We start from the raw sequence: 22,945 nt of genomic DNA, 5'->3' as shown, positions 1-22,945 counted from the left end.
GGGCCCCGCCGGTTCGCCGCCGGCGGGGAGACCGCCATGAGGAGGAGATCGGTGGACGAGGTGGACGGCGCCGGGCGCCCGCGGGTGATCGCGGCGGTCCTGGCCGGCGGGGTCGGGGCGCGCATGGGCGCGGACACCCCCAAGCAGTTCCTGCCGCTGGCCGGCCGGACGATCCTGGAACACGCCGTGGCCGCGTTCGAGGCGTGCCCCGACGTGGACGAGATCATCGTGCTCATGGTGGACGAGTACGTTCCCCGGGCGGAGAAGCTGCTGGCCGACGCCGGGTTCGCCAAGCTGACCCGGGTCCTGCCGGGCGGCGCGACCCGCACCGACACCTCCGTGGCGGCCCTGGCCGCGGTGTCCGGCGCCGCCGACGACGACCTCGTGCTGCTGCACGACGCCGCCCGGCCGCTCGTCTCCCCCGCGACCGTCTCCGCCTGTGTGGCCGCCCTGGCCCGGGCGGACGCCGTGGGCGTGGCGGTGCCCAGCGCGGACACGGTGGTGCGCGTGGTCGAGGGCCCCGGCGGCGAGGCGGTCGCCGAGGTCCCCGCGCGCTCCTCGCTGCGCCGCATGCAGACCCCGCAGGGCTTCCGGCTGGGGACGGTGCGCCGCGCCTACGCCCTGGCGACCGCCGACCCCGGCCTGGTCGCCACCGACGACTGCGGGGTCGTGCTCCGCTACCTGCCCGAGAAGGAGGTCCGGATCGTGCCGGGCGAAGAGACGAACATCAAGGTGACCAACCCCGGCGACGTGGAGGTGGCCGAAGCGCTGCTGCGCCGGTCCCGGGGAGAGGCCCCCCTACACGAGGCGGCGCCGTGAGCGGGGTCTTCGGCGGGACGACGGAGGTCATCGGCCACCGCGGCGTGGGCCGCGGAGTGGTCGACCAGGCCCGCGAGAACACACCGGAGTCCTTCAGCGCCGCGGTCGCGGCCGGGGCCGACTGGATCGAGATCGACGTGCGGCGCACCGCCGACGACGAGCTGGTGCTCTACCACAACGCGGCGCTGGACGACGGGCGCGCGGTGGTGGACCTGACCGCGGCCGAGTGCGCCCGGGCCGGGCTGGTGGGCCTGGAGGAGGGCCTGGCCGCCATCCCCCCGCAGGTGGGCCTGGACGTGGACGTCAAGACGGTGATGGAGGACGCCGTGGACGCCCCCGCCCGCAGGACCGCCTCGCTGCTGATGCCGTACCTGCGGCGGGAGGCCGAGCGCCGCCGGGTGTTCGTGTGCTCGTTCGACCCCGGTGTGCTGCTGGCCGTCCACGAGGGCGCCCCGGAGGTGCCCACGGCGTGGATGCCGTTCGTGCGCAACCCGCTGGACCAGGCGGTCGCGGGCGCGGTGGGGCTGGGCTGCCCGATCGTGGCCGTGGACGTGCGGTCGTTCGGCCTCACCGACGACGGCCCGCTGCCCGGTCGGCGTTCGGTGGAGTACACCGTGGACCTGGCCCACCAGGCGGGCCTGGAGGTGGCCTCCTGGTGCCCGGCCCCGGAGGACGCGGCGATGTTCGCGGCCGCCGGGATGGACGCGGTGGTGGTGGACGACGTGCCCGGCGCGGTGGCCGCGCTGCGCGAGGCGGAGCTCAACGGCGCCGCCTGAGGCGCCGGCCGGGGCCGGCCGGGGGTCAGATCCGGTCGAGGAGCTCGGCCTTCTTGGCGGCGAACTCCTCGTCGGTGAGCAGTCCCTTGGCGTGCAGCTCCCCCAGCCGTTCGATCTGGGCGAAGATCCACGCGGTGTCGGGGCCGCGCTCCCCCTCGGCCCCGTCCGGGGCCTCCTCCGCCCGCGCGTCCGGGTCCGGCCGAGCGTCCCGGCCGGTGTCGGCGCCGAGGAGCGCGGGCGCCCCGGTCAGCGCGCGGACGGTGCCGCGGGCGATCTCCCGCCAGCGGCCGCCGGGGCCCGCCGGGGCCGGGCCGCCCCGGGCCCACACGTGCGCGGTGACCGTGGCGGCCATGAGGAACACCTTGTAGATCTCGCCGCCGTCGTCGGCCGAGCGCAGCATGCCGAGGTCGTGCTTGGGCCGCCCGTCCCGTGTCGGCTCGCCGGCGGGGACCACGCGCAGGAAGCCCCACCCCCAGCCGTCCGGCGGCCCCCAGTCCACGCTGGAGATCTCCGACAGGTCGTACTCGCGGCGGCCCGCGCGGCGCTTGGCCGCGCTCGCGTAGTCGCCGGACCACACCAGGCGCAGGGTGGAGCCGTCCAGGGTGGCGGTGCCCTCCCGCGTCTTGATGTGCAGGGGGACGGCGGGGACCAGCCGGGTCACGGTCTCCGGGGCCGGGTCGCCCTCGGCCTGCTCGGCGGCGAACCGGATCTGGTCGGCGAGGTACTCGGCGACCAGCTCGGTCTTGGCGGGACCGGTGAGCCGGAAGGGCTGGAGGTCGTCCCGGAGCATGGCGCCGACGGCGGCGTAGGGGTCCATGCGCTCGCGCAGCGAGAGCCGGAGCAGCCACCCCTTGCGGCGGCCGCCGCCCGGCGTGAACTCGACCTCGGCGATCGCTCCCACCGGGACGCTCAGGCGGCCGAGCTCCTTCAGGAGCGCGCTGCCGGTCCAGGACTTCTTGTAGACGATGTCGACGGTCTCCCCGTCGAAGCCCCAATCCGCTTGGTCTCCGCGCAATTCGTCCATGGGGACATCATGCCGGAACCGGGCCCGGTTCAGGAGGCCTGGGCGCCCCGGGAGGCCCGTGCGGTACGGGAGTCCGAGCCCAGACCGGGCGGGCTGGTGATGAAGCCCGCGCCCCACGACATGTGCATGGTGGCCAGGGCGACCGGGATGAGCGGCAGCGAGGCGGCGGGCAGGCCGCGGCCCAGCGGCAGCGACGCGGCGACCACGAGGGCCAGGTAGGCGGCGGGCACCAGCCACAGCGGCCACCACAGGAGGCCGCCGAGCAGGCCCAGGACCACCCCGGTCAGGGCGACGGGCGGCGCCAGGTAGCGCAGGTTGATGGTGCCCTTGTGCTGGCGGGCCACCACGCGCCGCCAGCGGCCGTAGTGGAAGTACTGCTTGGCCAGCAGCCTGACATTGCGCCGCGGGCGGTAGGAGACGCGCATGCGCGGCTGGAACCACACCACTCCGCCGCTCTCGCGGATGCGGTGGTTCATCTCCCAGTCCTGGGCGCGCAGGAAGGCCTCGTCGTAGCCGCCCACGCGCTCCAGCGCCGAGCGCCGGAAGACGCCCAGGTAGACGGTGTCGGCCGGGCCGCCCTCGCCGCCGGTGTGGAAGCGGGCGTTGCCCACGCCGACCTTGGAGGTCATGGCGGCGGCGACCGCCTTCTCCCAGGGGGTGGTGCCCTCGGCGGCCATGATGCCGCCGACGTTGTCGGCCCCGGTCTCCTCCAGGGTCTCCACGGCCACGCGGAGGTAGTCGGAGGGCATCATCGCGTGGCCGTCGATGCGGGCCACGATGTCGTGGGAGGAGGCGCCGATGGCGGCGTTCAGGCCCGAGGGGGTCCTGCCGGTGGGGTTGTCCACCACCTTGACCCGGGGGTCGGCGGCGGCCAGGCCGTCGGCGACCTCGCGGGTGCGGTCCTCGGAGGGCCCCACGCCGAGCACGACCTCCAGCTCGCCCGGGTACTCCTGGGCGAGGACGTGCTCCACCGCGGCGGCGAGGTGGCGCTCTTCGTTGAGGACGGGCATGACGACGGAGACCGGCGGCCAGGACACGGGCACTTCCCAAGATCGAGACGTGTCGGACTGCGCGGCGGATGCGTGGGGGCATCGACGCCCGCGCGCGTCCAAGGTACTGCACCGGGGGCGGCGGCCGCGCCGGTCTCCCGGCGCGGCCGGCGGGGTCAGGCCTGGTTCTTGATCGGGAGGCCGTCGGAGTCCTGGAACCTGCCGAGCAGCACCATGATGAAGTCGATGAGGGCCCACACGCCCACACCGCCGCAGGTGACGAGCATCAGGACGCCCGTGCCGATCTTGCCCGCGTAGAAGCGGTGGACGCCGAGGTAGCCCAGGAAGAAGGACAGCAGAACGGTGACGAGCCAGTTCTTGGGGGAAACGGGGGGATGCGTCATCGGTTTCTCCGGAATATCAGGGGGAACGGCGGACATGAAGGCGTCCGTGTCCGGGAAGGGAACCGGTGGCGGGGAGTCCCGCGCCGTGCGGGGCGGCGCCGGGTACCGGTCAGATCGGCGACAAAGTACCACAGAGCCGGGTCTTCGACCTGCAGTGGAGACCCCGCCCCTTTTCTCCCCCATCCCGACGGTGACGCCCCAAGCCGAGAACAACACGCCGAGGATCGACATCTCACACGATGCGGGGGATCGGGTGACAACCTAAGGGTTGAGGACACCGTTGACCGGGGCGGGACGGGGAAACCGATGAACGACGACAACGGGGGACGGAATCGACCGGGCGGCGGCGAGTTCCGCCGTGAGCGGTCCCGGCCGATCCCGCCCGGGGACCGGCGCTCCTCCCGGTCCGGCCGGATCACCGTGCCCTCCCCCGCCGTCCGCCGCCGCCGCGCGGGCCTGGTCGTGATGTCGGTCCTGTCCGTGCTGGTCCTGCTCGCCTCGGGGACCTCCTGGGCGATCACCGGGTGGATGTCGGGCACCCTCAACCGCTTCGACGTCTTCGGCGGCCTGGCCGACGGGGACCGCCCCGAGGAGACCGGCGGGCTGACGTTCCTGGTCATCGGCTCCGACAGCCGCGAGACCCTGGCCGAGGAGGACCGCAGCGCGCTGAGCGTGGGCTCCACGCCCGGGCGCCGCTCCGACACGATGATGCTGGTCCGGCTCAACCACGAGCGCGACCGGATCACCGTCGTCGGCATCCCCCGCGACCTGTGGGTGGACATCCCCGGCGAGGGCGAGGACAAGATCAACGCCGCCTACGCCTACGGCGGCCCGCAGCTGGCCGTGCGCACCGTGGAAACGGTCACGGACGTGCGCATCGACCACTACGTGGAGGTCGACTTCTCGGGGTTCGTCGGCGTGGTCGACGCGCTGGGCGGCATCGAGGTGTGCCTGCCCGAGGCGATCGACGACCCCAAGGCCCACCTGGACATGGCGGCGGGCACCCACCGGGTGGACGGCACCGAGGCCCTGGCCTTCGCCCGCACCCGGGCCACCCCGCGCGGCGACCTGGACCGCATCGACCGGCAGCAGCAGGTGCTGGCGGCCATGCTGGACCAGGCGCTGAGCAGCGAGACCCTGTCCGACCCCGGCAAGCTCACCGCGTTCCTGGACAGCGCCCTGTCGTCGGTGACCGTCGACGAGGGGCTGGACACCTCCACCATCAACGAGCTCGCCTACCAGATGCGCGACCTGGACATGGCGGCGGTGACCTTCGCGCAGGTGCCCATCGCCGACATGGACTTCTGGACCCCGCGCGGCGACGTCGCCCTGCTGTGGGACGAGCCCGCCGCCCGCGACCTGTTCGCCGACATCAACGCCGACCGCCCGATCACCGGGCCCTCCGACGAGCCCTCCGCGCAGGAGGAGGAAGCGGCGGAGCCCGTCCCGGCCGACATCCGGGTGCGTGTTTTCAACGGCACCGGCACCCCCGGGCTGGGCGCCTCCCTGGACGGCTCCCTGGCCGGTGCCGGGTTCCAGGTGCCCGACCCCGCCTCCGACTGGAGCAGCAGGGACGTGCCCGCCACCCAGGTCCGGCACGGCGCCGGCGACGCCGCGGCCGCCGAGTACGTGGCCGGGACGATCCCGGGCGCCGAGGTGGTGGAGGACACCACCCTGGACGGCGAGATCCAGATCGTGATCGGCTTCAACTACACGACGTTCAACGCTCCGGAGGTCGAGGCCCCCGAGCCGGAGGAGTCCCCCTCGGCCGGGGACGCCCCGCTGACCACCTCGACCGCCCGGGACAACATCTGCGGGTGATCCCCGCGAAGGAAGGTGCTCCCGTGCTCCGCCACCTGCTCGGCCTGCTGGTCGGCATCGCCCTGGCCCCCCTGCTGTGGATCTCCGTGTCCTGGTCGGCGGGCGAACTCCCGGGGCTCCTGGAGGGCGGTGTGTCGGTCGCCCCGGTCGCGGCCGCGGTGCTGCTGGTCCTCGCCGGCTTCGCCTGCGCGTACCTGGCCGCGGCCCGGGTCTCGCCGCTCACCGCCGGGGCCGCCGGGCTGCCGCTGGCCGCACTGGCGCTGTGGCCTGCGGTGCACCCGGCGTCGCTCGGGTCGGCGCTGTCATGGCTCAATCCGGAGAGCTTCGTGTACCCGGGCGGGCCCGGGGTGTCCGTGGCGCTGCCGCTGGGCGCGCTGCTGCTGTTCTCGGCGGCCCTGCCGGGCCGCTGGCGCTCCCCCGCGGAGGCCGGGCCCGCCATGATGGCCGCCCCCTGGGAACGCGTGCACGGGCCCCGGGAGGAGCTGCCGGAACCGCCGGTCGGCGACACCGTGCCCGAGGTCCCCGGCCGCCGGACCGCGACCGAGGTCTGGGAGCCGCGGGAGGGCGATCCGGCCAGGACGACCACGCCGTTCTCCCGGGGCGAGGGTGGGTGGACACCGCTGGACGGGGAGTCCGGACGCCGGGATTGAGGCGCTCCGGGGCCCTGTGTCCGGTACCGGGTGCGCACCGGTAACCTGAGCGCCTGATGTGTTCACGCCCTGTTCGGGTACGGGCCATGTCCCGGAGCGTAGGGTGAGGCTCCGCGTGCGGGTCTCCCCCGACGCCGACTCATGTCCGCCTTTCCGCCCTCCCCCGGGTGCTCACCGCCACGAGCGGGAACAACCATGGGATACGGGCGCGGACGAAAGCGAGGAAGGACTCAACCAGTGATCGAAGCGGACCGTATGCGCGTCTCCGTCATCGGTACCGGTTACCTGGGCGCCACCACAGCGGCCTGCCTGGCCGAACTGGGGTTCGAGGTGCTGGGCCTGGACGTCGACGAGGCCAAGATCGAGATGCTCCGCTCCGGTCGTGTGCCCTTCTTCGAGCCCGGGCTGGAGGACCTGGTGGTCTCGGGTCTGGAGTCCGGGAGACTGCGCTTCACGACCTCGTTCGCAGAGGTCGCCGAGTTCGCGGACCTGCACCTGATCTGCGTGGGCACGCCGCAGAAGGACGAGTCGGGCGCCGCGGACCTGAGCTACGTGAACTCCGCCGTGGACCGGCTGGCGCCGCACCTGAGCCGCCCCGCCGTGGTGGTGGGCCGCTCGACGGTGCCGGTGGGCACGGCCGCGACCCTGGCCGCCCGGCTGGCGGCGCTGGCGCCCGCGGGCGAGGAGGCCGAGCTGGGCTGGAGCCCGGAGTTCCTGCGCGAGGGCTTCGGCGTGGAGGACACCCTGAAGCCCGACCGGATCGTGCTGGGCACCGACTCGCCGCGGGTCGAGAAGGCCGTGCGGGCGCTGTGGCACAAGCAGATCGACGGCGGCGTCCCGTTCCTGGTGACCGACCTCCAGACCGCCGAGCTGGTCAAGGTGGCGGCCAACGCCTTCCTGGCGACCAAGATCTCCTTCATCAACGCGATGGCGGAGGTGTCGGAGGTGGCCGGGGCCGACGTCATCCAGTTGGCGCAGGCGCTGTCCTACGACGACCGCATCGGCGGCAAGTTCCTGGGCCCGGGCCTGGGCTTCGGCGGCGGCTGCCTGCCCAAGGACATCCGCGCGTTCATGGCCCGCGCCGACGAGCTGGGCGTGGAGCCCGCGCTGTCGTTCCTGCGCGAGGTGGACGCCATCAACCAGCGGCGCCGGGCGCGCACCATCGACATCGCCCGCCAGCTCATCGGCGGCGGTTTCGCGGGCAGCCGCGTGGCGGTGCTGGGCGCGGCCTTCAAGCCCAACTCCGACGACATCCGCGACTCGCCCGCCCTGGACGTGGCCGCCACCATCGCCTCGCTGGGCGCGCAGGTGACGGTGTACGACCCTGCGGCGCTGGAGCGGGCCCGCGCGGCGCACCCGGAGCTGAACTACGCCGACTCCATGCGCGGGGCGGTCACCGACGCCGACGTGGTGCTGCTGCTCACCGAGTGGGCGGAGTTCCGCGAGGCCGACCCGGACGAGCTGGGCGGCCTGGTGGCGCGCAAGCGGATCGTGGACGGGCGCAACGCCCTGGACCCGACCTTCTGGCGGGCCTCGGGCTGGACCTACCGGGCGCTGGGCCGCCAGTAGCCCATCCCCTTCTTCGAACGGCGACGGCCGGGACCCCGCGGGGTCCCGGCCGTCGCCGTTCCCGGTCCCGCCCCGGATGCGACCCGGATACGACACGGCCGTGTTTGACTACTCTCCGTACGCATTCCATGACGTTCGGCCGCGGGCCGTGCGTCGGTGACGAACGGAGTCCGACCGGTGAACTTCCGCCTGGCCGCGGGGGCGGCAGCCCTGGCCCTGCTCGCGGGGGCCGCCCCCGCCCACGCAGCCCCCTCGCCCTCCTCCGGGGCCCCGGCCCTCCCCGCCGACTGCCCGGTGCTCGACCCGCCGCCCACCGCCGAGGACCTGGAGAGGTACCTGTGCGGGGACCGCCGCCTGGGCCCGGCCGAGCTGCCCGGTCAGGGGCCGGTCGCGGAGCTGCTGGAGGACTACGACCGGCTGGGAGGGCTGTCCCCGGCCGGGTTCATCGACCGGTGGTGGGGGCCCGACGGCTGGGAGTACCCGGACCACATGGGCTTCGAGGTGGTGGACGGCGAGCCGGTCACCGAGATCACCGTCCTTCCCGAGGGCTGGATGCTGGACCGGTTCGGGTCCGCCTGGGGCACGTTCCTGGCGCCGGCGGGCGCCCCGTACGCGCAGCGGGCGCTGCCGCCGGACTCGCTGAACACCTGGCCGGACGGCCCCGAGAACAACTACACCTGCTTCGAGGTGTCGGCGGAGCTGACCGTGCTGACCGGCCCGATCGCCCCGCACTTCGAGCAGCCGGGCGGCGGTGGGCAGGTGCTGGTCCCGGCCGGGGAACTGCCCGAGCCGGTCGAGGGCGAGTACGCCCGCGTGAACGAGCTCCTCGACCTGGGCCACCTGGAGAGCCGCCCGGTCGAGGAGTGCGTGGCGTTCCCCGGCTACACGGTCTCCTGAGCCCGCTCCCCCGGGGCCGGCTCCCCGGTGCCCGGGGGGAGGCGGCGCAGGGCCACGGCCACCACCGCGGAGACGGCGGCCAGGACCGCGGCGCCGGTGAGGGCCGCCGTGGTGAACCCCGAGGTCTGCGCGGCGAAGGCGAGCTCCAGCAGGGCCCCGGGGTCGGGCGCCGCGGGGGCCCCGGCCACCGCGGCGGCGACGGTCTCGGCGGCCGGGCCGGTGGCGCCACCGGCCAGCATGGCGTCGCGGTAGACGCCCGCGGCCGCCGTGCCCAGGACCGCGATGCCCAGGGCCGCACCGAACTCGGTGCTCGTCTCGGAGATGCCGGCCGCCGCCCCCGCGCGCTCGGGCGGGGCGGAGGCCAGCACCAGCGTGTTGGCCAGGGTGGCGACCACGCCGACGCCGAGGGTGATCACGGTGTACCCCGCGATGAGCACCCACAGGGAGGTGTCCGCCTCCAGGGTCGCGACGGTGCCGAAGCCGGCGGCGCCCGTCGCCAGGCCGCCGGCCATCAGGAACCCGGGGCGGACCCGGTGGGCGAGGGTCCCGGCCAGGACCGCCCCCAGCAGGGTGCCGACGAAGACGGGAAGTGAGGACAGCGCGGCGACGAGGGGGCTCAGGCCGTGGACCGTCTGGAGGAAGGTGAAGGTGAGCGCGCCCATCCCGGCGGCGGCGAAGGAGACCGCGGTGTTGCCGCCGACGGCCGCGGCGAACGTCGGGCGGGCGAACAGGTCCACGTCGATGAGCGGGTGGGCGGAGCGGCGCTGGCGGACGACGAACAGCACCAGGAACAGGGCGCCCGCCGCAAGCGAGGCGGCCGCGTAGGGGTCGGCCCCGTGTTCGGCGAACCGTTTGACCGCGTTGACCAGGCCCAGCACCGCGGCCAGCGAGGTGGCCGCGCCGAGGAGGTCGAATCCGCCGGGGCGGGGGTCGCGCGACTCCGGGATCAGGAACGGGGCGCCGGCCAGCAGCAGCGCCATGAACGGCAGGTTGACCAGGAACACCGAGTTCCACGGGAAGAACTCCAGCAGCGCCCCGCCGAGGACGGGTCCCAGGACGCTGCCCCCGGTGAAGGCGACGGTCCAGGCGCCGACCGCGGTGGCCCGCTGCCGGGGGTCGGCGAACAGGGAGCGGATGAGGGACAGCGTGGAGGGGGCGAGGGTGGCGCCGGCGGCGCCGAGCAGGACCCGGCCCGCGATGAACCAGCCGGCGCTGTCGGCCAGGGCGAGCAGCGCGGAGGCCGCGCCGAAGAGCGCGGCGCCGGCGAGCAGGAGCCGGCGGCGGCCGATCCGGTCGCCGAGGGAGCCCATGGCGACCAGGAGGCCGGCGAGGACGAAGCCGTAGACGTCCAGCATCCACAGCCACTGGGTGGCCGTGGGGGCCAGGTCCTCGGCGATGGCGGGTGCGGCCACGAAGAGGATCGACAGGTCCATGGACACGAGCAGGGCCGGGATGAGCAGGAAGGCCAGCCCGGCCAGGGCGCGCGCGGCGCGGGGAGGAGGTTCGGTCGCCATGGCTTTGATCGTACGTACGTCAAAATCTCGCGTCAATATGTACGTACGTCTAAAAATGCTAGGCTGCACCCATGAGTCAACGTGAGGACCTGCTCGCCGGAGCGCGGCGCTGCCTGGTCGAGAAGGGCTACGCCAAGACCACGGCGCGCGACATCGCGGCCGCCTCGGGCGCGCACCTGGCCTCGATCGGCTACCACTTCGGCTCCAAGGACGCGCTGATGAACGCCGCGGTCCTGGAGGCCAGCGGCGAGTGGGGCGACGTCTTCACGCGGGCGGTCCGCGCCTCCCGGGCCGAGGCCCCCGAGGAACGGATGCGGGTCCTGCTCACCTCGCTGGTGGAGACCCTCCCCGAGCAGCGCGACCTGCTGGTCTCCAGCGTCCAGGCCTTCAGCCAGGCCCAGTTCGACGAGTCCATGCGCGCCGCCCTGGCCGCCGGGATCGACGAGGGCCGCCGGGAGCTGGCCGCGCTCGTCCTGGACCTCCCCGCGGACGGGATCGACCCGGGCGTCGTCGCAGGGGTGGGCTCCGTCCTCTACAACCTCGTGGCCGGCTACGTGCTCCAGTACCTGGTGGCCCCCGACTCCCTGCCCACCACCGAACAGGCGCTGGCCGGGCTGCGCGCCCTCACCGCGCCCTCCTGAGGGGCCGGGCGGGCCCGGGACACGGCGGCGCCCCGGCGCCCGAGCGGGCACCGGGGCGCTCGGCCTCCGGCCTACAGGCCGAATCCGGCCGGCCGGGAGCCCTCGGCGACCTCGCGGCGCAGCCGCTCGCCCTTGGCGTGCGCCTGCTCGCGCAGCTCCACCTGGAACTCCGCCATCTTCTCCGCCAGCGCGGGGTCGTGCACCGCCAGCATCCGCACCGCCAGCAGGCCCGCGTTGCGGGCGGCGCCCACGGCCACCGTCGCCACCGGCACTCCGGCGGGCATCTGCACGATGGACAGCAGCGAGTCCATCCCGTCCAGGTACTTGAGCGGCACCGGGACGCCGATGACCGGCAGCGTCGTCACCGAGGCCAGCATGCCCGGCAGGTGGGCGGCCCCGCCCGCCCCGGCGATGATCGCCTTCAGGCCCCGGCCCGCCGCGTCGGCGCCGTAGGACACCATCTCGTGCGGCATCCGGTGCGCCGACACCACGTCGGCCTCGAAGGGGACGCCGAACTCGCGCAGGGCCTCGGCCGCCTCCCGCATCACCGGCCAGTCGGAGTCCGAGCCCATCACGATGCCCACCACGGGGTCCTTGCTCACTGGTCGTCTCCTCGCAGGTAGTCGGCGGCGGCGCGGGCCCGCTCCAGCAGGTCGCGGTGGTCGTCGCCGGTCACTGTCACATGCCCGATCTTGCGGCCCGGACGCACGTCCTTGCCGTAGAAGTGGATCTTGATCTCGGGGTCGGCGGCCATCACGTGCAGGTAGCGGCGGTAGACCTCGGGGTCCTCGCCGCCCAGCAGGTTGGCCATGACGGTGTAGGGGGCGTTGGTGCGGGGCGAGCCCAGGGGCAGGTCCAGCACGGCGCGCAGGTGCTGCTCGAACTGGGAGGTGCGGGCGCCCTCGATGGTCCAGTGGCCGGAGTTGTGCGGCCGCATCGCCAGTTCGTTGACGACCACGCCGTCGGCCGTCTCGAACAGCTCCACCGCGAGCACGCCGGTGACGTCCAGGGCGTGGGCGATCTCGATGGCCAGCTGCTGGGCGCGGGTGGCCTTCTCCTCCGGCAGGCCCGGGGCCGGGGCGATCACCTCGTGGCAGATGCCGTCGCGCTGCACGGTCTCCACCACCGGGTAGACGGCGACCTGCCCGTGCGGGGAGCGGGCCACCTGGACGGCGAGTTCGCGCTCGAACGCGACCTTCTCCTCCACCAGCAGCGGGACGCCCTCGGCCGCGGCGCGCTCCACGACCCCGGCGGCCCCGGCGGCGTCGTCCACCACCCAGACGCCCTTGCCGTCATAGCCGCCGCGGGCGGCCTTGAGGACGACCGGCCACCCGGTCTCGGCGGCGAACGCGGTGACGTGCTCCGTGGAGGAGACGGCGCGCCAGCGCGGGGCCGGGGCGCCCAGCTCGGTCAGGCGGGTGCGCATGCGGAGCTTGTCCTGGGCGAAGCGCAGCGGGTCGCGGCCCGGGCGTAGCAGGCCGCCCTGCTCCTCCACCGCGCGCAGCACCGGCTCGGGAACGTGCTCGTGGTCGAAGGTCACCACGTCGTTGGCCTTGGCGAAGGCCAGGACGTCGTCGAGCCCGCGGTCGTCGCCGAGGGTGACGTTCCCGCACACCAGGGCGGCGCTCTCGGCGGGGCCGGTGGACAGGATCCCGAAGTCCACCCCCAGTGCGATCGCGGCCTGGTGGGTCATGCGGGAGAGTTGCCCCCCTCCCACCATTCCCACGCGGGGGACGGTGCGGTTACGCTCGCTCACAGTTCCTCAACTCATCTGCTCGAACCGCGGTGACGGGACGGCTCCGCGCACGACGGAGCCTGGCCGGAACGGCTCGGAACCCGCGGCCGGGGTTGCTCCTACCCCCGGTCAGAAGTCTAGGGTGTGCCCGGGGCCCCGCCCGAGCCGCCCCGTCACCCCAGGTGATCCCCGTTCCGGAGGCCCCGTGCGCGCGTTTCTGACCCGGCATCCGCGGCTCGCCGCGCTCATCGCCCAGCTGGGCAAGTTCGGCTCCGTGGGGGCCGTGGCGTACGTGGTGCAGCTGGCCGTCACCAACCTCCTGTGGGAGACGGCGGGGATGGCCGCGCTGCCCGGGCAGGTCCTGGGGACGCTGGTGTCGATCGCGGTGGCGTTCGTGGGGAACCGGTTCTGGACGTTCGCCGACCGGGCCCGGACCGGGTACGGGCGGGAGACGCTGCTGTTCCTGGCGATGAACGGGGTGGGGCTGCTCATCCAGTTGGGCTGCCAGGCGTTCTCGGTGTACGTGCTGGGGTTCGACGACCCGCTGTCGCGCAACATCGCGGGCAACGTGGTGGGCGTGGGGCTGGGCACGCTGTTCCGGTTCTTCTCCTACCGGACGTGGGTGTTCCCCGAGCGGCCCGCCGAGGTCCGGGAGAGCGCCTGAGGGGTCAGGCCGCGGCCAGGCGGCCCACGCCCGCGCGGCGCGCCGCCCGGCGCACCAGCAGGACGTAGAGCCCGGTCTGGGCGGCGGTGAGCACCAGCACCAGCGGGGTCCCCGTCCCCGGGGCCAGGCCCGCGCCCAGGACGACGCCGGTGCCGATGGCGGCGATGCCGCCCGCCAGGACGGTGAGGGTGAACTGCACCAGCGCGGCGACCACGTGCAGGCCGATCGCCGCCTCCAGGCCGCCGGTGCGCCAGGTCAGCCAGGACAGCGCCAGCCCGAGCACCGCCAGGGCGGCGATGGTCCAGGGCTGGTCCTGGTGGGTGGAGGCGTACATGGCGGGGAACAGCGTGCTCCCGGCCAGGATCGCGGGCCAGGGCGAGCGCAGGACGCGGGCGACCGGGCCGGAGCCCCGGGGCTCGTCCGGGCGGGCGCCCAGCGCGCCCACCAGCTGCATGACCAGGCCGCGCAGGGTGAGTTCCTCGGCCAGCGACTGGAACGGCACCAGCAGGACGATGACCGCCAGCGCGGCGACCAGGACCCGGCCGCTCCCCGCCGCCCCGGCCGTGACCGGGACCGCGTCGAACCGGTCGGCCAGCAGGACGTAGGCGGCCGTGCTCAGCACCACCGGGGCGACCGCCAGGGCCGCGCAGCGCAGCAGCCAGCGGGTGCGGGTGCGCCCGGCCACCGACATCAGCGAGCCCACGCGGCGCCACTGCACCACCCGCACCAGGAAGACGACGATGGGGATGAACAGGGCCGAGCTGAGGAGCCCGAAGGCGAGCCCGGCGATCTCGCCGACCTTCACCGACTCCGGGGCCAGGCCGCTGCCGCCCAGCACCGCGACCAGGGTGACGGCCAGCGCCATGGCCACCCACAGGAAGAACATCAGGACGCCGAGCACCATGAGAGTCAGCAGCGGCGTCCACCAGCGGTACCACGAGGTCCGCCCGAGCCTGTGATAGGGCTCACCCTCCGGCGCCGCGGCGGGGGCGTACGGGTGCGCCCGTTTGGTCCGCACCGGGCTCGGGGGCGGCCATGCCCACACGCCGTGGCCGGCGTTCACCGCGGGATGCCCCTCGGGCGGGGTCAGCCGCCCTCCCCCGGGCGGCCCCGCCCAGGTCTGCTCCTGGGCATGGGTCCGCGACGCCTGCCCCTCCTGCCCCTGCGGGGCGGCGGGCCAGGACGAACCCGGCGGTGGCGGAACATTTCCCATCGTGCGCTGAGATTACTATCCGGCCATGTATTGCCTGCGTTAAGTCCGTGCCGTTATCGGCCGGTCACGGTGCGGATCCGGTCGGGCCGCCCGGGAAGGGCATGCGGGCCCGGCATGGAATAGCGGGGCGAACCCCCCTCGTTGGAATGAACGGTCCGTTGTGGCAGACCACGGACCGAGTACCCCGTCCCGCTGACCTACGATTGAGCACATGTCCTCCACACCAACCACCGATCAGGTGCACAAGGCCCTGGCCACGGTGCAAGACCCGGAGATCCGCCGTCCCATCACCGACCTCGGAATGGTCAAGAGCGTCGACATCGGCGACGACGGTTCCGTGCACGTCGGCATCTACCTGACGGTGGCCGGGTGCCCCATGCGTGGCCGTATCGAGAAGGACGTGACCGAAGCGGTGACCAAGGTCGCCGGGGTCACCTCCGTGAGCGTCGAACTCGACGTGATGAGCGACGAGCAGCGCAAGGAGCTGCAGACCAAGCTGCGCGGCGGCCAGGCGGAGAAGGAGATCCCCTTCGCCAAGCCGAACTCGCTCACCAAGGTCTTCGCCGTCGCGTCCGGCAAGGGCGGGGTGGGCAAGTCGTCCGTCACCGTCAACCTCGCGGCGGCCATGGCCGCCCAGGGGCACAAGGTCGGTGTCGTCGACGCCGACATCTACGGGCACTCGGTGCCCCGCATGCTCGGCGCGTCGGACTTCCCGACCAAGGTCGAGGACATGATCATCCCGCCGACCGCGCACGACATCAAGGTCATCTCGGTCGGCATGTTCACCCAGGGCAACACCCCGGTGGTGTGGCGCGGGCCGATGCTGCACCGCGCCCTCCAGCAGTTCCTGTCGGACGTGTACTGGGGCGACCTCGACGTCCTGCTCATGGACCTGCCCCCGGGCACCGGCGACATCGCCATCTCCGTGGCGCAGCTGCTGCCGACCGCCGAGCTGCTGGTGGTGACCACCCCGCAGCAGGCCGCCGCGGAGGTCGCCGAGCGCGCCGGCTCCATCACCGCCCAGACCCACCAGCGGGTGGCGGGCGTGATCGAGAACATGTCGTACTACGAGCACGGCGGCGAGAGGATCCCCCTCTTCGGCGAGGGCGGCGGGCAGACCGTCGCCGACGCCCTGGGGCGCACGCTGGGCACGAACATCCCGCTGCTGGGCCAGATCCCGCTCGACACGCGCCTGCGCGAGGGCGGCGACGAGGGCAGGCCGCTGGTGCTGACCGACCCCGACGCCGAGGCGTCCAAGATCATCGACTCGATCGCCGACAGCCTGGTGGGCCGCCCGCGCGGCCTGGCCGGGATGCAGCTCGGCATCTCCCCCATGCGCAGGTAAGAGGGCGGGGAGGACGTGGGGAGGCCCCCGGGTGCGCGCACCCGGGGGCCTTCGCCGTTCCCGCGGTCAGTCGCTGGAGTCGAGGGTGATCGTGGTGACCTCGGTGGTGCCGCCGCGCTCGTACTCGGCCTCGACCTCGTCGCCCGGCGAGCGGTCGCGGATCATCGCCAGCAGCTCCTGGCCGGAGTTGACCGTGCGGCCGTCGAAGCGGACGATGACGTCGCCCGAGCGCAGGCCGGCCCGGTCGGCGGCGCCCCCGGACTCGACGGAGTCGACGGCCGCCCCCGCCAGGGTGCGCTCCACGTCGATCTCCGCGCCGAGGTCGGCGTAGGTGGCCTCGCCGTCCTCGATGAGCCGTTGCACGACCCGCTCGGCCTCCACGGAGGGGATGGCGAAGCCCAGGCCGATGTTGCCGGCGCTCTCGCCCGCGTAGCCCATGGTCACGATCATCGAGTTGACGCCGATGACCCGGCCCTGGGTGTCCACCAGCGGCCCGCCGGAGTTGCCGGGGTTGATGGCCGCGTCGGTCTGGAGCGCGTAGAACCGGCTGGCGTCGGGACCGTCGCCGGAGGTCACCGGGCGGTTGACCGCGCTGATGATGCCCTGGGTGACGGTGCCCGAGTAGCCCAGGGGCGCGCCGATGGCGATGACCTCGTCGCCCACGATGACCTGCTCGGAGTCGCCGAACTCCAGGGGCTCCACGTCGATGGGCTCTTCGAGGGAGAGCACGGCCAGGTCGGAGCTGGGGTCGGCGCCCACGACGGTGGCCGGGGAGAGGCTGCCGTCGCTGTACTCGACGAGGATGCCGTCGTCCTCCAGCTCGGAGGAGACGTGGTCGTTGGTGACGACGTAGTCGCCCTCGATGATGAACCCGGAGCCGCCGCCCATGATGCTCCGGTCGGCGCTGCGGATGGACACCACGCTGGGGCTCACCCGCTGCGCGACGCCCGCGATGGTGTCGGGGTCGCGCTGGGGCGCCTCCGGCGGGGGCTCGTTCATGGTCGGGCCCTCGGCCTGGGGCTGCGCCTCCTGGGCGGTGCCGCCCGCGAAGACCCCGCCCGCCACACCGCCGACGCCGCCCGCGACCACGGCGACGACCAGCATGCCGCTGAGCGCGGCCCACAGGGGGACGCCGCGCTTCTCCCGTCTCTGCGCGCCCGCCGCCGCGTACGCGTACGGCCCGGCCGGGTCCGCCCCGGCGGGGTCGCCGGGGACTCCGCCCAGGGGGCCGCCGGGAACGCCGGGGCCGCTTGGGCCGCCGGGAACACCCGCGCCGAAGGACGCCTGCTGCCCCGTCGGGGCCGCGAACCCGGGCCCGGGAGGCGCCGCGGGGACGTGGGGGTCGCCGGCGCCCGCGGGCGCGCCGGGGGCGTTGGGGTCGCCGGTGCCGAAGGACGCCTGCCTGCCGGTGGGCGCGCCGGGGCCGGGGGTGCCCGGGGCGGGGGTTCCGGGGGCGGGCCGTCGGCCGGTGGGAGGGTGTCCGGGTGCGGGTTCGGGGGCGCCGAAGGGGGGACGGCCCTGGGGATCGGGGTGCATGGGTTCTCCACTGCCGGGAGGCGAAGCGTGGGGGCGGTGAGCGGGGAGCGGACGGCCCGACATCGGTTCGGGGGCGCCGAAGCCGGGGGGCGCGCCCCCCGGCGGGGTCGGCCGCCCCGGGCCGCTCCCCTGTTCCGAACGGCCGTTTTCCTCAGTCAAGACCTGCTCCGTGTGTCGCTGTGGCTTTCGGTCGGAGGCGGCGGGGACCTACATCAGCCCCAGGCGCGACAGGCCCCGGTGGACCCGGGACCAGAAACCGGAGTCGTCCGGACCCGGCAGGGCCGTCACCGCCGAGGCGGTCAGGTCCTCCGGTGCGTCGGCCAGGACGGTGTAGACGAACCCGTCCGCCTGCCACATGCCGTGGTACCGGCCGCCCTCGCCGCCGAAGATCGTGTCATGTTGTGGTGTGACGCCCGTTCCCCCGGTTCCGGTTCCGACGGATCCGCCGCGGACCCCGGTCCGGGCGTCCTCCTCCAGCTTCCCACGTTGGGAGAAGACCGACACCTGCGACAATCCATCCGAATACACCGCGTGGACGACCCTCTGTCCGGCGTGGACCGTGCCGCGCGCGTCGATGAGGCTCAGGTTCCAGGCCAGGTTCTCGGGCAGGGCCCAGCCGTCCGCGCGCAGCTCCTCGCGCTCGTCCGGGGTCAGGACGTCGCCCCACGGGGAGTCCTCGGTGGCCTCCTCCGGCCAGTGCCGGTCCCCCGGCTCCAGGTCGGTCAGCCGGAAGCCGAGCACGTCCCGGCCGTCGCGCTCGTACACCGAGCCGCCCACCAGGACGCCGGTGTCGGCGTCCACCCAGAACCGGCCCGCGACCGTGCCGTTGGCGCGGACCGCCTCCACCGTGTGCGCGGGGCGGCCGTCCACCTCCTCGATCCCGGCGTCGGCGACCGTGTAGACGCGCTCCAGGGTGGTGAGCAGCCGCTCGTCGAGCTCCTTGAACGGGTCGTCGGCCACGAAGGGGACCGAGTCCCCGCTCATCGGGATGAGCGCCACGCCCTCGCCCGGCCGGACGACCACCCGGGTGGGCGGGGCGCCGTCGCCCGCCTCCCCGGTCATCTCGCGGACCGCGGTGTAGGCCACGCCGGCGGCGGCCGAGCGGCGCAGCACCGCCATGCCGTCGTCGGGGCCGTCCCCGGGCACCGCGTCGGCGCACGGGTGGGCGCCGCCGGTCAGCAGCAGGCAGACGAGCACCACGGCCGCGACGGCGGCCGGTACCGGGTGCGCGGAGGGTCCCCCCGCGCTCACCGCGTCGGCAGATCCGGTCCGGGCCCGGAGTGGTCCGGGAACGGCGGGGTGTCCACGACCGGGATGACCCGGCCGGTCACCGCGTGCTCGACCGCGAAGTCCGACAGGCGGGGCTCCACCACCGGGGCGTCGCCGGTCTCTCCCCCGGCGACGAACGCGCCGCCCAGCAGGACCGCGGTGACCGCGGCCCCCGCGACCGCGTAGCGGCCGCCGGGGAGGGTGGGGAACAGGTGGGAGAACCGCTCGCCGCGGCGGCGGGTGCGCCGCTCCGGGGCGACCACGGTCTCCTCGGGGATCATCGGGGCCGCAGGCGGGGTCGGTCCCGGGTCCGGGAAGCCGCCGAGGGGGCGGGAGGAGCCCAGAGGCGGTCGGGCGCCGAAGCCCGCGCCTCCGGTCGGCGGCTCAGAAGGGCCCCGGTCCGGACCTCCGGGGCCGTCCCCCCGGGACAGCCCCACGAGGCGTCCCATGAAGTCGAGGTCGGGCTCGGGCTCGCCCAGGCCGTGCAGCCGGCGCTTGAGGCGGCGCATCATGTCCGCCTCGAACCGGCAGCTCTCGCACTTGGCCAGGTGGATGAGGGCGCTCTCGTGGTCGGCGGGGCCCAGTTCTCCGTCGATGAGCGCGGAGAGCCGCTCCCCCAGGTGTTCTCTGCTCACTCCGCCTCCCCGTTGTTCTCGGCGGCGGCCAGGGACCGCCGGTGCTCCAGGGCGCGGCGCAGCTGGGCGCGGCCCCGGTGGATACGGCTGCGCACGGTGCCGAGTTTGACGCCGAGCGTCGCGGCGATCTCCTCGTAGGAGAGGCCTTCGATGTCACAGAGGACGACGGGGGCGCGGAACTCCGCGGGCAGCGCGTCCAGGGCGGCCTGGACGTCGGCGTCGAAGTGCCGGTCGTCGTAGCGCTGGGCGGGCGAGGGCTCGCGGCCCTCCAGGCGCTCGTCGGCGTTGTCGGCCAGGCCCTCGAACCGGATGCGGGCCTTGCGCCGGGCCATGTCCAGGAAGAGGTTGGTGGTGATGCGGTGCAGCCACCCCTCGAAGGTCCCGGGGGTGTAGTTGGCGAGGGAGCGGAAGACGCGGATGAAGACCTCCTGGGTGAGGTCCTCGGCGTCGTGCTTGTTGCCGGTCAGCCGGTAGGCGAGTCGGTACACCCGGGGGGAGTGGGTGCGGACGACCTCGTCCCAGCTCGGCGGTTCCCATGCCTCGAACTCCGCGGCAGGGCCGGATTCTGGCACCGCTTCTCCCTTCATCCCGTCGAAGCGCTCGGGCAGTGAGCTCGGGGGGAGTCCTGCTTCGTGGCGATCAACGTACGTTCCTCCCGGTTCAACGCCGAGGAGCGCCGATTAAGTTCCCGCCGCCACGCTCGGTCCGTCCACCGGATCACGTTAGGCTTTCCCTGGGCCGTGACCCGATCGCGATCATCCTTCCACGGTGGGTGACCCTGCGCCGGTCGGACGCCCCGGCCACAGTTCCCACAGACCATCGCAGCTGGAGGGCGTCATCACCGGCGTGGAAGAGACAGCGGCCCGGCTCGGCTGGGTCCGCACCGAGCAGGAGCGGTTCGAGCAGGAGGCCCTGCGGGACGACGCTCTCGCCGACGCCTACGACGCGGCGGCGGGATCGCTCGCCCCTCCGGTCGATCCGTCCGCGGGGTCCGCCCTGCGGTTCCTGGCCGCCTCGATCGGCGCCCGGTCGGTGGTGGAGATCGGGACCGGGTACGGCGCCTCCGGGCTGTGGCTGCTGCGCGGTATGGCGCGCGAGGGCATCCTCACCACCATGGACTCCGACTCCGTCCACCTGGACCACGCCCGGTCGGTGTTCTCCCGCGCCGGGTTCGGCGCGGGGCGGGCCCGGCTGATCCGCGGCACGGCGGCGGAGGTGCTGCCCCGGCTCACCGACGGCGGCTACGACCTGGTGTTCGTCGACGCCGAGCGGCGCTCCTACCCGGCGTTCCTGGACGAGGCGCTGCGCCTGCTGCGGCCGGGCGGCATGGTGGTGCTGCACGGGGTCCTGTCCGGCCCCGGCGGCCCCGACGGCCCGCTGCGCGCCCCGGACCCGGCCGAGACGGCGGTCCGCGAGGTCATCGGGCGCATCCGCGAGGACGAGGCGTTCATCCCGCTGCTGATGCCGCTGGGCGAGGGCCTCCTCGCCGCCATCCGCCGCTGACCGGGCGGCCCCGGAGGCGTCCGCCGCCCGGGGACCGGGGCCGGCCCGGGGGCACGGACCGGAGGCACGGAGCCGGCGAGGGGCCGACGCGCGGCGCGCGTCGGCCCCTCGTGCGTGCTCCGGTCCCCGGCTTCGCCTCGGGCCGCGCCGCGGCGCCCGGAGGGCGGGGCCCCCGGCCCTGCGCGGCCGTCCCCGTTCCCCGGATGTCCGCTCCCGGCCTCCGGTGCCCCGCGGGCGCCTTCGGTCAGGCCCCGGCGAGCCAGCGCAGCAGCGTGCGGGTGGCGAACGCGGTGCCGCCCCGGGTGAGGATGCCGTTCTCCTTCATGGACCGGCCCGGACCGGCGATGTCCAGGTGGGCCCAGGGCAGGCCGCCGGTGAACTCGCGCAGGAACAGGGCCGCGTCGGTGGCGCCCGCCGGGCCGAACTCCTTGCGGGTGCCGATGTTGGCCAGGTCGGCGACCCGCGACTTCGTGGTGGGGACGTACTCCTCCGTGAGGGGCATCCGCCACAGCGGCTCGCCCGCGGCCTTCCCGGCCTCGGTGATCCGCTCGGCGAGGGCGTCGTCGGTGCTGTACAGCGCCGCGGTGCCGGTGCCCAGGGCGACCTTGGCGGCGCCGGTGAGGGTGGCGACGTCCACCAGGGTGTCGGGCCCCAGGCGGTCGACGGCGTAGCCGAGCGCGTCGGCCAGGACCAGGCGGCCCTCGGCGTCGGAGTTGAGCACCTCGACGGTGGTGCCGGAGTAGGTGGTGAGGACGTCGCCGATGCGGGTGGCGTCCCCGGAGAAGGCGTTCTCGGCCAGGGCCAGCAGACCGGTCACCCTCACCGGCGCGGACACGGCGGACAGCGCCGACAGCACGGCCAGCACGATCGCCGACCCGCTCATGTCGGTCTTCATCAGCGACATGTTCTCGTTCGGCTTGAGCGAGAGGCCGCCGGTGTCGAAGGTGATCCCCTTGCCGACCAGCACGACGTGCGGGGCGTCGGGGTCCTGCGGGGTGTAGGAGACCTGGACCAGCCGGGGCGGCCGGGACGAGCCCCGGCCGACGGCCAGGATGGCGCCGAAGCCCTCGTTCTCCAGGTCCTCCTCGTCCCAGACCCTGATGTCGAGCCCGGACTCGGCGGCGACCTCGCGGGCGCGCTCGGCCATCCAGGCGGGGTCCTTGGTCTGGGAGGGCGTGTTGATGAGGTCGCGGGCCAGGGCGGTGGCGCGGGCCAGGACGACGCCCCGGGCCAGGGCCTCGGCGGGGGCGTCCCCGACGACGTCGATCGCGGGGGCGGGGCGCTGGGCGGCCTCCGGCTCCGCGGTCTTCAGCGTGAAGGTGTAGGAGGCCAGCAGCGCCCCCTCGGCGAAGGCCGTGGCGGCGGCCCCGTCGGCGAGGGAGGCGGGCCACGCGAACGCGACGCGCTCGCGGCCCCGAGCGGCCCGGGACAGGGCGGCCCCGGCCTTCCGGAGGTCGTCGGGGGAACCCGATCCGACCCCCAGGAGGGCCAGTCTGGCCAGACCCTGGTCCCGGGACACCGGGAACTGGACCGACTCACCGGCCTTGCCGGTGAGCGAGTAATGCGTGAACAGATCGGTGAGCGCGGCCGGGAGCGCCCGGCCCAGGCCGCCCTCCTCGACCCCCTGGACCGCCGCCGGGCCTTCGTCCGCCGCCTGCACGGGGAGGACGAGGAGGTCGGCCGCGGTGTCGTCGAGGGTCCCGGTGACGGGGTTGATCTCCGTGGCGAAGGGCACAGGTCGCTCACAATCGTTCACTCGTTGGGAGGTGTGACCACCTCGGGGGTTTCGGGGCTCATCCGGCCCGGGGTGGGGGACGGTGGTGCCGGTGCCGGCCGTGTTCTTCGAACCCCCGCTCCGCTCCGGCCCGTGGTCGGCGCCCTCGGAGGGCAGGGGACCTCGGCCCCGTGTCGCGGTCCTCGGACCGCTCCCCGGGAGCCTCC

The 22,945-nt window shown here is 74.4% G+C and carries 22 protein-coding genes; 10 read left to right on the top strand and 12 right to left on the bottom strand.

Features of this window, described 5'->3' with window-relative positions; translation table 11 throughout:
• Nucleotides 1-36: 36 nt before the first annotated feature.
• Both ABZ249_RS03060 and ABZ249_RS03055 read left to right on the top strand, forming a co-directional pair.
• Nucleotides 37-819, top strand: coding sequence for an IspD/TarI family cytidylyltransferase (locus ABZ249_RS03060; RefSeq protein WP_355256478.1), 783 nt, complete (start codon nucleotides 37-39; stop codon nucleotides 817-819).
• Complete coding sequence (locus tag ABZ249_RS03055) at nucleotides 816-1,595, top strand: glycerophosphodiester phosphodiesterase (protein WP_220564955.1); 780 nt, start codon at nucleotides 816-818, stop codon at nucleotides 1,593-1,595. Before ABZ249_RS03060 ends, ABZ249_RS03055 begins: the two co-directional genes overlap by 4 nt.
• A 25-nt stretch (nucleotides 1,596-1,620) precedes the next feature.
• Here the strand turns inward: ABZ249_RS03055 and ABZ249_RS03050 are convergent, their stop codons facing one another.
• From ABZ249_RS03050 to ABZ249_RS03040, 3 genes are all read right to left on the bottom strand, one after another.
• On the bottom strand, nucleotides 1,621-2,619 hold the full coding sequence (locus ABZ249_RS03050; RefSeq protein ID WP_355256475.1) for a DUF4429 domain-containing protein: 999 nt from the start codon (nucleotides 2,617-2,619) through the stop codon (nucleotides 1,621-1,623).
• 29 nt (nucleotides 2,620-2,648) lie between these two features.
• Entirely contained in the window at nucleotides 2,649-3,656 is a 1,008-nt protein-coding gene (locus ABZ249_RS03045) for a glycosyltransferase family 2 protein (RefSeq protein WP_355256472.1), read from the bottom strand.
• Between the two features lie 128 nt (nucleotides 3,657-3,784).
• Nucleotides 3,785-4,012 (bottom strand): TM2 domain-containing protein, encoded by a 228-nt coding sequence (locus ABZ249_RS03040; protein ID WP_220564952.1) that lies wholly within the window; start codon nucleotides 4,010-4,012, stop codon nucleotides 3,785-3,787.
• A gap of 306 nt (nucleotides 4,013-4,318) precedes the next feature.
• Between ABZ249_RS03040 and ABZ249_RS03035 the strand changes: the two genes are divergently transcribed.
• The 4 genes from ABZ249_RS03035 (at nucleotide 4,319) to ABZ249_RS03020 (ending at nucleotide 8,949) form a co-directional block, all read left to right on the top strand.
• On the top strand, nucleotides 4,319-5,833 hold the full coding sequence (locus ABZ249_RS03035) for an LCP family protein (RefSeq protein ID WP_355256469.1): 1,515 nt from the start codon (nucleotides 4,319-4,321) through the stop codon (nucleotides 5,831-5,833).
• Nucleotides 5,834-5,856: 23 nt separating this feature from the next.
• Nucleotides 5,857-6,483, top strand: a complete 627-nt coding sequence (locus ABZ249_RS03030; protein ID WP_355256466.1) for a YIP1 family protein — start codon at nucleotides 5,857-5,859, stop codon at nucleotides 6,481-6,483.
• Between the two features lie 237 nt (nucleotides 6,484-6,720).
• Nucleotides 6,721-8,052: a UDP-glucose/GDP-mannose dehydrogenase family protein gene (locus tag ABZ249_RS03025; protein ID WP_355256463.1), complete on the top strand. Its 1,332-nt coding sequence runs from the start codon at nucleotides 6,721-6,723 to the stop codon at nucleotides 8,050-8,052.
• A 177-nt stretch (nucleotides 8,053-8,229) separates the two neighbouring features.
• Entirely contained in the window at nucleotides 8,230-8,949 is a 720-nt protein-coding gene (locus ABZ249_RS03020) for a TNT domain-containing protein (protein WP_355256460.1), read from the top strand.
• On the opposite strand, the gene ABZ249_RS03015 is transcribed toward ABZ249_RS03020, so the two are convergent.
• Nucleotides 8,934-10,463, bottom strand: a complete 1,530-nt coding sequence (locus ABZ249_RS03015; protein ID WP_355256457.1) for an MFS transporter — start codon at nucleotides 10,461-10,463, stop codon at nucleotides 8,934-8,936. The two genes, ABZ249_RS03020 and ABZ249_RS03015, sit on opposite strands and share 16 nt — an antisense overlap.
• 71 nt (nucleotides 10,464-10,534) lie before the next feature.
• Here ABZ249_RS03015 and ABZ249_RS03010 point away from each other — a divergent pair, with 71 nt between their 5' ends.
• The gene (locus tag ABZ249_RS03010; protein WP_355256454.1) at nucleotides 10,535-11,104 is read left to right on the top strand and encodes a TetR/AcrR family transcriptional regulator; all 570 of its coding nucleotides are present in this window, start codon (nucleotides 10,535-10,537) and stop codon (nucleotides 11,102-11,104) included.
• Between the two features lie 71 nt (nucleotides 11,105-11,175).
• Here the strand turns inward: ABZ249_RS03010 and purE are convergent, their stop codons facing one another.
• A complete protein-coding gene (purE, locus tag ABZ249_RS03005; protein WP_220565545.1) occupies nucleotides 11,176-11,676 on the bottom strand; it encodes a 5-(carboxyamino)imidazole ribonucleotide mutase in 501 nt (166 codons plus the stop codon).
• Between the two features lie 26 nt (nucleotides 11,677-11,702).
• On the bottom strand, nucleotides 11,703-12,860 hold the full coding sequence (locus ABZ249_RS03000) for a 5-(carboxyamino)imidazole ribonucleotide synthase (RefSeq protein ID WP_355256451.1): 1,158 nt from the start codon (nucleotides 12,858-12,860) through the stop codon (nucleotides 11,703-11,705).
• A gap of 184 nt (nucleotides 12,861-13,044) precedes the next feature.
• Between ABZ249_RS03000 and ABZ249_RS02995 the strand changes: the two genes are divergently transcribed.
• Nucleotides 13,045-13,503, top strand: a complete 459-nt coding sequence (locus tag ABZ249_RS02995; RefSeq protein ID WP_355256448.1) for a GtrA family protein — start codon at nucleotides 13,045-13,047, stop codon at nucleotides 13,501-13,503.
• A 4-nt stretch (nucleotides 13,504-13,507) separates the two neighbouring features.
• Here the strand turns inward: ABZ249_RS02995 and ABZ249_RS02990 are convergent, their stop codons facing one another.
• Complete coding sequence (locus ABZ249_RS02990) at nucleotides 13,508-14,716, bottom strand: CPBP family glutamic-type intramembrane protease (protein WP_355256445.1); 1,209 nt, start codon at nucleotides 14,714-14,716, stop codon at nucleotides 13,508-13,510.
• Between the two features lie 211 nt (nucleotides 14,717-14,927).
• Here ABZ249_RS02990 and ABZ249_RS02985 point away from each other — a divergent pair, with 211 nt between their 5' ends.
• Entirely contained in the window at nucleotides 14,928-16,061 is a 1,134-nt protein-coding gene (locus tag ABZ249_RS02985; RefSeq protein WP_355256442.1) for an Mrp/NBP35 family ATP-binding protein, read from the top strand.
• Between the two features lie 66 nt (nucleotides 16,062-16,127).
• Here the strand turns inward: ABZ249_RS02985 and ABZ249_RS02980 are convergent, their stop codons facing one another.
• From ABZ249_RS02980 to sigE, 4 genes are all read right to left on the bottom strand, one after another.
• Nucleotides 16,128-17,597 carry a trypsin-like peptidase domain-containing protein gene (locus ABZ249_RS02980; protein ID WP_355256439.1) on the bottom strand — a complete coding sequence of 490 codons (1,470 nt, stop codon included), beginning with the start codon at nucleotides 17,595-17,597 and terminating at the stop codon, nucleotides 16,128-16,130.
• Between the two features lie 207 nt (nucleotides 17,598-17,804).
• A complete protein-coding gene (locus ABZ249_RS02975) occupies nucleotides 17,805-18,848 on the bottom strand; it encodes a transcriptional regulator (protein WP_355256436.1) in 1,044 nt (347 codons plus the stop codon).
• The gene (locus tag ABZ249_RS02970; protein ID WP_355256433.1) at nucleotides 18,845-19,501 is read right to left on the bottom strand and encodes a zf-HC2 domain-containing protein; all 657 of its coding nucleotides are present in this window, start codon (nucleotides 19,499-19,501) and stop codon (nucleotides 18,845-18,847) included. Before ABZ249_RS02970 ends, ABZ249_RS02975 begins: the two co-directional genes overlap by 4 nt.
• Complete coding sequence (gene sigE, locus ABZ249_RS02965) at nucleotides 19,498-20,088, bottom strand: RNA polymerase sigma factor SigE (protein ID WP_220564939.1); 591 nt, start codon at nucleotides 20,086-20,088, stop codon at nucleotides 19,498-19,500. Before sigE ends, ABZ249_RS02970 begins: the two co-directional genes overlap by 4 nt.
• 325 nt (nucleotides 20,089-20,413) lie before the next feature.
• Between sigE and ABZ249_RS02960 the strand changes: the two genes are divergently transcribed.
• Nucleotides 20,414-21,004: an O-methyltransferase gene (locus ABZ249_RS02960; RefSeq protein ID WP_220565544.1), complete on the top strand. Its 591-nt coding sequence runs from the start codon at nucleotides 20,414-20,416 to the stop codon at nucleotides 21,002-21,004.
• A 244-nt stretch (nucleotides 21,005-21,248) separates the two neighbouring features.
• On the opposite strand, the gene ABZ249_RS02955 is transcribed toward ABZ249_RS02960, so the two are convergent.
• Entirely contained in the window at nucleotides 21,249-22,739 is a 1,491-nt protein-coding gene (locus tag ABZ249_RS02955) for a leucyl aminopeptidase (protein ID WP_355256429.1), read from the bottom strand.
• Nucleotides 22,740-22,945 lie beyond the last annotated feature (206 nt).

Origin of the sequence: Nocardiopsis sp. NPDC006139 (assembly GCF_040614155.1) — a bacterium.
GTDB lineage: Bacteria > Actinomycetota > Actinomycetes > Streptosporangiales > Streptosporangiaceae > Nocardiopsis > Nocardiopsis changdeensis.
Note: the sequence above shows the minus strand (reverse complement) of the source record. Positions and strands in the feature narration are given on the sequence as shown.

Coding starts and splice junctions, on each gene's coding strand:
- ABZ249_RS02980 (WP_355256439.1), bottom strand. CDS start 17,597: ATGCACCCCGATCCCCAGGGCCGTCCCCCCTTCGGCGCCCCCGAACCC.
- ABZ249_RS03015 (WP_355256457.1), bottom strand. CDS start 10,463: ATGGCGACCGAACCTCCTCCCCGCGCCGCGCGCGCCCTGGCCGGGCTG.
- ABZ249_RS02985 (WP_355256442.1), top strand. CDS start 14,928: ATGTCCTCCACACCAACCACCGATCAGGTGCACAAGGCCCTGGCCACG.
- ABZ249_RS02990 (WP_355256445.1), bottom strand. CDS start 14,716: ATGGGAAATGTTCCGCCACCGCCGGGTTCGTCCTGGCCCGCCGCCCCG.
- ABZ249_RS03035 (WP_355256469.1), top strand. CDS start 4,319: ATGAACGACGACAACGGGGGACGGAATCGACCGGGCGGCGGCGAGTTC.
- ABZ249_RS03060 (WP_355256478.1), top strand. CDS start 37: ATGAGGAGGAGATCGGTGGACGAGGTGGACGGCGCCGGGCGCCCGCGG.
- purE (WP_220565545.1), bottom strand. CDS start 11,676: ATGGGCTCGGACTCCGACTGGCCGGTGATGCGGGAGGCGGCCGAGGCC.
- ABZ249_RS03010 (WP_355256454.1), top strand. CDS start 10,535: ATGAGTCAACGTGAGGACCTGCTCGCCGGAGCGCGGCGCTGCCTGGTC.
- sigE (WP_220564939.1), bottom strand. CDS start 20,088: ATGAAGGGAGAAGCGGTGCCAGAATCCGGCCCTGCCGCGGAGTTCGAG.
- ABZ249_RS03050 (WP_355256475.1), bottom strand. CDS start 2,619: ATGGACGAATTGCGCGGAGACCAAGCGGATTGGGGCTTCGACGGGGAG.
- ABZ249_RS03040 (WP_220564952.1), bottom strand. CDS start 4,012: ATGACGCATCCCCCCGTTTCCCCCAAGAACTGGCTCGTCACCGTTCTG.